The sequence below is a fragment of the Microbacterium fluvii genome (assembly GCF_025515205.1).
GTDB classification, from domain to species: Bacteria; Actinomycetota; Actinomycetes; order Actinomycetales; family Microbacteriaceae; genus Microbacterium; species Microbacterium fluvii.
The window spans coordinates 361000-369757 of sequence record NZ_JAOPFX010000004.1; the positions used below are offsets into that span (position 1 = coordinate 361000).

9 protein-coding genes are annotated in these 8758 nt (G+C 69.9%); 8 read left to right on the forward strand and 1 reads right to left on the reverse strand.

The genetic code is table 11. From position 1 onward, the window contains the following. Positions 1–8 precede the first annotated feature (8 nt). On the forward strand, positions 9–512 hold the full coding sequence (locus OAW74_RS15460; protein ID WP_262875288.1) for an amino-acid N-acetyltransferase: 504 nt from the start codon (positions 9–11) through the stop codon (positions 510–512). 49 nt (positions 513–561) lie between these two features. Further along, positions 562–1266, forward strand: coding sequence for a hypothetical protein (locus OAW74_RS15465; protein WP_262875289.1), 705 nt, complete (start codon positions 562–564; stop codon positions 1264–1266). A 40-nt stretch (positions 1267–1306) separates the two neighbouring features. Here OAW74_RS15465 and OAW74_RS15470 read toward each other — a convergent pair whose 3' ends face one another. Beyond that, entirely contained in the window at positions 1307–2848 is a 1542-nt protein-coding gene (locus OAW74_RS15470) for an amino acid permease (RefSeq protein WP_262875290.1), read from the reverse strand. Positions 2849–3048: 200 nt separating this feature from the next. On the opposite strand from OAW74_RS15470, the gene OAW74_RS15475 reads away from it, so the two are divergent. From OAW74_RS15475 to OAW74_RS15500, 6 genes are all read left to right on the forward strand, one after another. After that, positions 3049–4404 carry a glutamine synthetase family protein gene (locus OAW74_RS15475; protein WP_262875291.1) on the forward strand — a complete coding sequence of 452 codons (1356 nt, stop codon included), beginning with the start codon at positions 3049–3051 and terminating at the stop codon, positions 4402–4404. Between the two features lie 52 nt (positions 4405–4456). Then, positions 4457–5182, forward strand: coding sequence for a gamma-glutamyl-gamma-aminobutyrate hydrolase family protein (locus OAW74_RS15480; protein WP_262875304.1), 726 nt, complete (start codon positions 4457–4459; stop codon positions 5180–5182). Continuing rightward, positions 5179–6540, forward strand: coding sequence for an aldehyde dehydrogenase family protein (locus OAW74_RS15485; RefSeq protein ID WP_262875292.1), 1362 nt, complete (start codon positions 5179–5181; stop codon positions 6538–6540). The genes OAW74_RS15480 and OAW74_RS15485 overlap by 4 nt, the downstream gene beginning before the upstream one ends. A 103-nt stretch (positions 6541–6643) precedes the next feature. Then, positions 6644–7417 (forward strand): 3-oxoacyl-ACP reductase, encoded by a 774-nt coding sequence (locus tag OAW74_RS15490; RefSeq protein ID WP_262875293.1) that lies wholly within the window; start codon positions 6644–6646, stop codon positions 7415–7417. Positions 7418–7423: 6 nt separating this feature from the next. Then, positions 7424–8143: a FadR/GntR family transcriptional regulator gene (locus tag OAW74_RS15495; RefSeq protein WP_262875294.1), complete on the forward strand. Its 720-nt coding sequence runs from the start codon at positions 7424–7426 to the stop codon at positions 8141–8143. Positions 8144–8164: 21 nt separating this feature from the next. Next, positions 8165–8560 (forward strand): dehydrogenase, encoded by a 396-nt coding sequence (locus OAW74_RS15500; protein ID WP_262875295.1) that lies wholly within the window; start codon positions 8165–8167, stop codon positions 8558–8560. The last annotated feature ends 198 nt before the right edge of the window (positions 8561–8758 follow it).

The following is an 8758-nucleotide window of genomic DNA, read 5'->3' on the forward strand; positions in this document are numbered from 1 at the left end:
CTGGCGGGGTGAGCGAGTTCAGCGTGCGGCCGGCGCGCACCGGCGACATCCGCGGCATCCTGGCGCTGCTCGAGCCCTACGTGCAGCGTCGCATCCTGCTCGGCAAAGACATCGTCGTGCTCTATGAGTCGGTGCAGCAGTTCGTCGTGGCAGAAGACGCCGACGGCACGCTGGTCGGCTGCGGCGCCCTGCACGTCATGTGGGAGGACCTCGGCGAGATCCGCACCCTCATCGTCGCCGACGACTGGCTGCACCACGGCGTCGGCCGCGTGATCGTCGAGCGCCTCGAAGAGCACGCGAGGGCGCTGGGCATCGCGCGGCTGTTCTGCCTCACCTTCGAGGTCGACTTCTTCACCCGCCGCGGCTTCCACCCGATCGGCGAGCAGGTCGTCGACCCCGATGTGTACTCGCAGCTGCTGCGAAGCCCCGACGAGGGCGTCGCCGAGTTCCTCGATCTCGCCCACGTCAAGCCGAACACGCTCGGCAACACGCGGATGCTGAAGCAGCTCTGACGCGCGCGCCCTCCGCGATCCGCGCGCGGGCGCGCTTACCCTGGGGGGCATGACCGGCACCACCCCGCGCAGGCGCCACTCACCGGCGGTCTACCGCCGTCGCCGGCTGGTCGTGCTGCTGGCGCTGCTGCTGGTGGTCGCCGGCGTCGTGTGGCTCGTGATCGCCCAGCCGTGGAAGGGCGTGGCGGCCGGGAGCGATGACGCTGCTGCGCCGGCCGATTCGGTCGCCGCGCAGGCGACGACCGACGAGCTGCCGGTGCCTGGATCGACCAAGGCCGCAGCCGCGTCGCCCAGCGCGTCGCCGAGCGCGACGCCGGCAGCATCCGCTTCGGGCGCTGCGACGGATGCCGCTCCCTGCGTCGCGACCGACCTCGATGTCGTGGCGACCACCGACAAAGAGAGCTATGCGAGCGGGCAGAACCCGCAACTGTCGATCGAGCTCACCAACAACGGACCCGCCTGCACGATGAACGTCGGCACCTCGACGCAGGTGTTCACGATCTCGAGCGGCGACGACGTGTGGTGGCGCTCCACCGACTGCCAGGACCAGCCGAGCGACATGATCGTGCTGCTCGAAGAGGGCCAGACCGTCTCGAGCGCATCCCCGATCGAGTGGGACCGCACCCGCTCGTCGGTCGACTCGTGCGACAGCGGCAACCGCCCGACAGCGTCGGGCGGCGGCGCGACCTACAACCTCTCGGTCGAGATCGGCGGCATCGTGTCGCAGGAGGCGACGACCTTCTTCCTGTACTGAGCACGTCGCGCTCCCGGCAGAAGGCCGCCGCCCCGACTGCTCACTTGTCGCCGAAGACCTCGGTCTCCATGGCGTCGTAGCCCTCCGCCTGCGGGTCGCCGTGCGTTCCGCCGGAGAGTGCGTACTCCTCCTCAGGCGAGAGCACGAGGCGGTGCCGGTAGTGGAAGGCGAAGCCGATCAGGATGATCGCGTAGACGATCGCGATCGCGATGATGGCGGGCAGGAACGTGGGGTTCAAGAGGAACCCGACGAAGATGAGCGCCGCGATGATCGCCGCGATCGCAGCTCCCGGAACGCCCCACGGGCTCACGTAGGGGCGCTCGACGTTCGGCAGCTTCTTGCGCAGGATGATGAACGACACCATCTGCAGCAGGTAGGCCAGCACTGCGCCCCACACGGCGATGTTGAGCACGATCGCGCCGGCGACCGCTCCCGCGCCTTCTTCGTCGATGTGGCTGAGCACGTCGAGCACGACCAGGGCGATGAAGCCGATGACCGCGCCGACCAGGAGCGCCACCCACGGCGTCTGCCGCTTGCCGGTGAGGGAGAGGAACTGCGGGTAGTAGCCGGCGCGCGAGAGCGAGTACATGTTGCGGCCGTAGGCGAACATGATGCCCTGGAGCGAGGCGAGAAGGCCCACGAGGGCGAAGAGGGCCAGCACGGCGGCGAGGCCGTCGCCGACGATCGCGCGGAAGCCGTCGAGCAGGGGCTCGCCCGCCGTGCGGGTGGCCTCGGCGCCGATGACGCCGGTGTTGAGGAACAGCACGAGCAGGCCCGTGACGATGAGGGTGCCGCGGGCCCAGAAGCCGGCGCGCGGGATGTCGCGCACCGGGTTGTGCGACTCCTCGGCCGCCAGCGGCAGCTCTTCGATGCCGAGGAAGAACCACATCGCGAAGGGCAGAGCGAACAGGATCGGCAGCGGGCCGAATGGCAGGAAGGTCGACTGGCCCGGGTCGGGTTCGATGTTCCACAGCGCGTCCCAGCTGAAGGCTCCCGAGAAGATCGCCATCGCCGAGAAGACCAGGATGATGCCGATCGAGATGATCGAGACGACGATCGCGAACTTGAAGGAGATGTGCGCGCCCGAGGCGTTGAGCAGGATGAACACGGCGTAGAGGATGATCCACCACACCCAGCCCGGCAGCGACACGTTCAGCAGCTCGCTCGTGATGGCGTCGGCGTACGAGGCCGAGAAGTAGACGATCACCGCGGTCGTCGCGACGTATTCGATCGTCTCGGCCGCACCGGTGATGAGGCCTCCCCACGGGCCCATCGCCGAGCGGGCGAAGGAGTAGGCGCCGCCGGTGTGCGGCATCGCGGCGGCCATCTCGCCGATCGAGAAGATCATGCCGTAGTACATCGCCACCAGGATCACGAAGGCGATGCACATGCCTCCGAAGCCGGCGAAGTCGATGCCGAAGTTCCACCCCGAGAAGTCGCCCGAGATGACGGCGGCGACCGCGAGGCCCCACAGCCCCCAGACGCCGGCCGACCGCTTCAGGCCGCGCTTCTCGAAGTACTCGTTACCTGCGCGCGTGTAGGTCGCTCCGGCGACCTTGCGCGATTCACCGCTCTGGGACATCGATCCTCCGTGGGGCTTCGGGTGCCTTGTCGCACGCGCGACGAAGCGCATGGCGTATTGCGACCGATTGTGGAGGTTATTGGTTCGCTGTGTCTACCTTTGAATGTAAGTTTCTCGTTACGGGATGCTGCAGGTCGCGGTATCGCGATCTGCAAAGGTTGGATGAGCCGGACATCGTTCGGGGAGCGGAAGGACGTCGGATGCCGGGAAACCTCACCGTCGACGAGCTGTCGGCGGCCATCGACGCCGGAGAGATCGACACCGTGATCGTGGCCTTCCCCGACGCGCAGGGGCGCCTGGTCGGAAAGCGCGTATCGGGCCGCATGTGGCGCGACGTCGTGCTGCCGCACGGCGCGGAGGCGTGCAACTACCTGCTGTCGGTCGACGTCGACCTCAACACCGTCGACGGCTACGCGATGTCGAGTTGGGAGCAGGGCTACGGCGACATGGTGCTGCGCCCCGATCCGGCGACGCTGCGGCGAGTGCCGTGGATCCCCGGCAGTGCGCTGGTGATGGCGGAGCTCGAGTGGGAGAGCGGCGATCCCGTCGTGCAGTCGCCGCGCAGCATCCTGAATCGCCAGCGCGAGCGCCTCGCCGAGCGCGACCTCGTCGCCTACTCGGGAACCGAGCTGGAGTTCATCGTGTTCGACGACTCGTTCCGCGACGCGTGGCGCAAGGGCTATCGCGATCTGCAGCCGTCGACCGACTACAACGTCGACTACAACCTGCTGGCGACGACCCGCCTCGAGCCGCTGCTGCGCGACATCCGCAACGGCATGGAGGCCGCCGGCATGTACTGCGAGGGCGTCAAGGGCGAGTGCAACGACGGCCAGCAGGAGATCGCGTTCCGCTACGACGAGGTGCTCACCACCGCCGACCAGCACACGATCTACAAGAACGGCGCGAAGGAGATCGCCGACTTGCACGGCAAGTCGCTCACCTTCATGGCCAAGTTCAACGAGCGCGAGGGCAACAGCTGCCACATCCACCTGTCGGTGCGCTCGTCGTCGGGCGAGGCCGTGATGGCGGGCGACGGCGAGCACGGCTTCAGCCCGCTGATGGGGCACTGGATCGCCGGCATCCTCGCGACCCTCCGCGAGTTCACGCTGCTCTACGCGCCGACCATCAACTCGTACAAGCGCTACGCCAAGGGCTCGTTCGCCCCGACCGGGGTCGCGTGGGGCGTCGACAACCGCACGTGCGCGCTGCGGGTCGTGGGGCACGGATCGGGGCTGCGGGTCGAGAACCGGGTGCCCGGCGGCGACGTCAACCCCTACCTCGGCATCTCGGCGATCATCGCGGGCGGTCTCTACGGCATCGAGAACGAGCTGGAGCTGCCGGAGCCGCTCAGCGGCAACGCGTACGATTCTTCCGTCGAGACGCTGCCGACCACTCTGCGTGAGGCGGCGCAGCTGTTCTCACAATCCTCCATCGCCCGTGCCGCCTTCGGCGACGACGTGGTGGAGCACTACCTGAACCAGGCGCGCATCGAGGTCGAGGCCTACGACGCCGCCGTCACCGACTGGGAGCGCACGCGTGGCTTCGAACGACTCTGAGCTCACTTCCGACCCGGTCGTTGAGCGAGCGCAGCGAGACGAAACGCCCGTCATCGGCCTCACGACCTACCTCGAGCAGGCCAAACAGGGCGTGTGGGACGTGCGGGCGGCCTTCCTGCCGCAGCAGTACTTCGACTCGGTCACCGGATCGGGCGCCGCCGCCGTGCTGCTGCCGCCGCAGCCGCAGCCCGAGGCCGCCGCCGAGGCGGTGCTCGCGGGACTCGATGGGCTCATCCTCACCGGCGGGCTCGACGTGCAGCCCGAGCTCTACGGCGCCGAGCGCCACCCGCTCACCGACCCCGCCCGCCCCGACCGCGACGCGTGGGAGCTGGCTCTTCTGCGCGGCGCCCTGCGCCGGGGGCTGCCGGTGTTCGGCATCTGCCGTGGGCTGCAGTTGATCAATGTCGCCTTCGGCGGCACGCTGCACCAGCATCTGCCCGAGGCCCTGGGCACCGAGCGCTACCGCATCGGCGGCGGCGTCTTCGCCGAGAACACCGTCGTCGTCGACGACCGCACGCGGCTTGCCGGGATGCTGGGGGCCGGCCCCTTCGACGTGCACAGCTACCACCACCAGGGCATCGACGAGCTGGGCGAGGGGCTGACCGTCACGGCCCGCACCGACGACGGCCTCGTGCAGGCGTTCGAGGCGCCCGGCGACGAGTACCTCGTCGCGGTGCAGTGGCACCCTGAGGAGAACTCGGCCGACCGGAGGCTGTTCACGGGGCTCGTGGCGGCGGCATCCGTCTATCGCGACCGCCGCGTCGAGGCGCTCGCATGAGCGCGTTCACCGTCGTCGACCCCTCGACCGCGCAGCCGATCGTCACGCTCGAGCGGGCGTCGATCGAAGAGGTGGATGCCGCCGTCGCACGCGCCGTCGTCGCACAGCGCGCGTGGGCCGCGCTTGCTCCGGGTGCCCGCGCCGACGCGCTGCGGGCGTTCGCGCGCGTCGTCGAGGAGCACGTCGAAGAGCTCGCACAGCTCGAGGTGCGCAATTCGGGGCACCCGGTGTCGTCTGCCAGGTGGGAGGCCGGGCACGTCGCGCAGGTGCTGAACTACTACGCGGGCGCGCCCGAGCGGCTGCTCGGGGCGCAGATCCCGGTGCCCGGCGGCATCGATGTCACCTTCCACGAGCCGTACGGCGTCGTCGGCATCATCGTGCCGTGGAACTTCCCCATGACGATCGCGTCGTGGGGCTTCGCGCCGGCGCTCGCCGCCGGCAACGCCGTTGTGCTCAAGCCCGCCGAGCTCACGCCCCTGACCGCCGTGCGGCTGGGCGAGCTCGCGCTTCAGGCCGGGCTGCCCGAGGGCCTGTTCCAGGTCATCGTCGGGTCGGGCTCGGTGGTCGGGCAGCGGTTCGTCAGCCACCCCGACGTGCGCAAAGTCGTGTTCACCGGGTCGACCGAGGTCGGCGTCGACGTCGCGGCGGGCTGCGCGCGCGGGCTCAAGCCGGTGACTCTCGAACTCGGCGGCAAGAGCGCCAACATCGTCTTCGCCGACGCCGACCTCGAGAAGGCGGCGGCCGCCGTTCCGGGCTCGGTGTTCGACAACGCCGGGCAGGACTGCTGCGCCCGGTCGCGGCTGCTCGTGCAGCGCTCGGTGTACGACCGCTTTGTCGAGCTGCTCGAGCCGGCCGTCGCGGCGTGGCGGGTCGGCGATCCGTCGGATGCGGCGACCGAGATGGGCCCGCTGATCTCGGCGGCGCACCGCTCGTCGGTCGCGGACTTCCTCGATGGGGCCGACGTCGCGTTCCGCGGGTCGGCGCCCGCGGGCGACGGCTTCTGGTTCGCCCCCGCCGTCGTGCTGGCCGCACCGGGCGACCGCATCGCGCAGGACGAGGTGTTCGGACCGGTCGTGGCGGTGCTGCCGTTCGACGACGAAGCCGATGCCATCCGCCTCGCGAACGACACGATCTACGGCCTGGCCGGGTCGCTGTGGACCGAGAACCTCGGCCGCGCCGTGCGGGTCTCGCGGGCCGTGCGCAGCGGCGTGCTGTCGGTCAACTCGCACTCGTCGGTGCGGTACTGGACGCCCTTCGGCGGCATGAAGGCCTCCGGGTTGGGCCGCGAGCTCGGCCCCGACGCGGCAGAGCACTTCACCGAGACCAAGAACGTCTTCTACGCAACGGATGCACCATGACGCCGCCCCTCGTCCCCCACCGCTTACGGTCGCGACGCGCCGTACGCAGTGCGCCCGCAGCGGCGCCAATCGTCCGTAACCGACACATCGAGGAGCACCAAAGATGGATCTGACCGCCCGACTCAAAGATCGCGTCGCGATCATCACCGGTGGTGCCTCGGGCATCGGCCTGGCCACCGCCCGCCGGTTCGCCGCCGAGGGCGCCCGCGTCGTGATCGCCGACCTCGACCCGGCTTCCGGCGAGAAGGCGGCGCTCGAAGTCGATGGCCTGTTCCGCCCGGTCGACGTGGCAGACGAAGCATCCGTCAACATGCTCTTCGACTCGGTCGCCGGCGACCTCGGCGGCATCGACATCGCGTTCAACAACGCCGGCATCTCACCCGCCGACGACGACTCGATCGAGACGACCGAGCTGCCCGCGTGGGACCGCGTGCAAGACGTCAACCTCAAGAGCGTGTATCTGTGCTCGCGGGCAGCTCTTCGGCACATGGTGCCGGCCGGCAAGGGGTCGATCATCAACACGGCCTCGTTCGTGGCGCTGCTGGGGTCGGCGACCTCGCAGATCTCGTACACGGCGTCGAAGGGCGGCGTGCTGGCGATGACCCGCGAGCTCGGCGTGCAGTTCGCGCGGCAGGGCATCCGAGTCAACGCGCTGTGCCCTGGACCCGTGAACACGCCGCTCCTGCAGGAGCTGTTCGCGAAAGACCCCGAGCGCGCGCAGCGCCGCCTCGTTCACGTGCCGATGGGACGGTTCGCCGAGCCCGAAGAGCTCGCCGCGGCCGTCGCCTTCCTCGCCTCCGACGACGCGTCGTTCATCACGGCGTCGACGTTCGTGGTCGACGGCGGCATCAGCAACGCCTACGTGACGCCGCTGTAGGCCGCGATGACGAGCGAGCAGCCGCTGCCCGAACTGCACCGGGCGATGTACCGCCCGGTGCGGGAGGGCAACGCGCTCGAAGACACCGTCGCGCGGCTGGCCCAGACGATCCGCCTCGGCGTCGTCGCCCCCGGCGAGTCGCTGCCGCCCGAGCGGGAGCTCGCTGCGCGGTTCGCCGTGAGCCGCGACACCCTGCGCGAGGCGATCCGCGAGCTCGCCGACACCGGCTACCTCGTGCCGCGCCGCGGCCGTTACGGCGGCACGTTCGTCGCCGACCCGCTGCCGCAGCCGCCGCAGCCCGATCCGGCCGACCTCGTCGACCTCGACGACGTGCTGGGGCTGCGGGCGGTGCTCGAGGCGGGTGCGGCCCGCGCCGCGGCCGGCCGTGCGCTGCCGCCGGAGGCGCGGCAGGAGCTGTGGGCGCGGCACGAGGCGGCGGCCGCCGCATCCGAACCCGACTACCGGCGGCTCGACTCGCTGCTGCATCTGACGATCGCCGAGCTCGCCGGCATCCCCTCGCTCGTGCCGCTCGTGGCCGAGAACCGCGCCCGCGTGAACGGCTGGCTCGACGCCTTTCCCCTACTGCCGCGCACGATCGAGCACTCCAACGCGCAGCACGAGAAGATCGTCACGGCGATCCTCGCGGCGAGAGCGGATGCTGCCGAGCAGGCCGTGCTCGAACACCTCGAGGCGTCGGAGGCGCTGCTGCACGGGTTCCTCTCCTGACGAGCCGATTACGCTGGAGCGATGGCCAAGAAGCGCAAGGCAGCCCCGCTGGAGTTCCGCAACACACAGCTGGCCGATGCGCTGCAGACGCAGGACATGGCGGCCGTCGCCTTCGCACTGCGCCACGGGCCGACCGTCGTGCCCCTCATGAAGCCCGGCGACCGCGACAACCCGCTCGACGTGGGCGAGGTCTGGACCTACCGCGACGACGAGGGCCGGGTCGCCCTGCTGCTGTTCAGCGACGCGGCGCACAAGCCGGCGACGCTGCCGCCGGCCGTCGCGCTGCAGTCGCCCGCCGCGCTGCGCGCGTTTCTCAGCGTGCACGGCGACAAGATCACGACGGTCTTCTTCGACATCGCGGGGCCGCATCCGATGCAGGCCGAGCCCGTCGAGGTGCTCAGGGCGCTCGACGCCTGAGTCGGGGCTTGCGTCGCCCCTTCGCCTCTGGGCGAGATCAGGAGATCTCGCCGAGGCAGGTCGTTCAGCATGGCGGATTCAGGCGGTCAGTGCAACACCGGTTTCTGGTGGGTTTGAGAGTAGTTGTTCGAGGGCTTCGGTCGGGGTTTTCCAGTCGAGGGTCATGCGTGGCCGGTTGTTGAGTTGGGTGGCGACGTA

What these genes read in the sequence shown, in the direction of transcription:
- OAW74_RS15495 (WP_262875294.1), top strand. Translation starts at nt 7,424, where the DNA reads ATGACGAGCGAGCAGCCGCTGCCCGAACTGCACCGGGCGATGTACCGC.
- OAW74_RS15465 (WP_262875289.1), top strand. Translation starts at nt 562, where the DNA reads ATGACCGGCACCACCCCGCGCAGGCGCCACTCACCGGCGGTCTACCGC.
- OAW74_RS15490 (WP_262875293.1), top strand. Translation starts at nt 6,644, where the DNA reads ATGGATCTGACCGCCCGACTCAAAGATCGCGTCGCGATCATCACCGGT.
- OAW74_RS15485 (WP_262875292.1), top strand. Translation starts at nt 5,179, where the DNA reads ATGAGCGCGTTCACCGTCGTCGACCCCTCGACCGCGCAGCCGATCGTC.
- OAW74_RS15470 (WP_262875290.1), bottom strand. Translation starts at nt 2,848, where the DNA reads ATGTCCCAGAGCGGTGAATCGCGCAAGGTCGCCGGAGCGACCTACACG.
- OAW74_RS15475 (WP_262875291.1), top strand. Translation starts at nt 3,049, where the DNA reads ATGCCGGGAAACCTCACCGTCGACGAGCTGTCGGCGGCCATCGACGCC.
- OAW74_RS15500 (WP_262875295.1), top strand. Translation starts at nt 8,165, where the DNA reads ATGGCCAAGAAGCGCAAGGCAGCCCCGCTGGAGTTCCGCAACACACAG.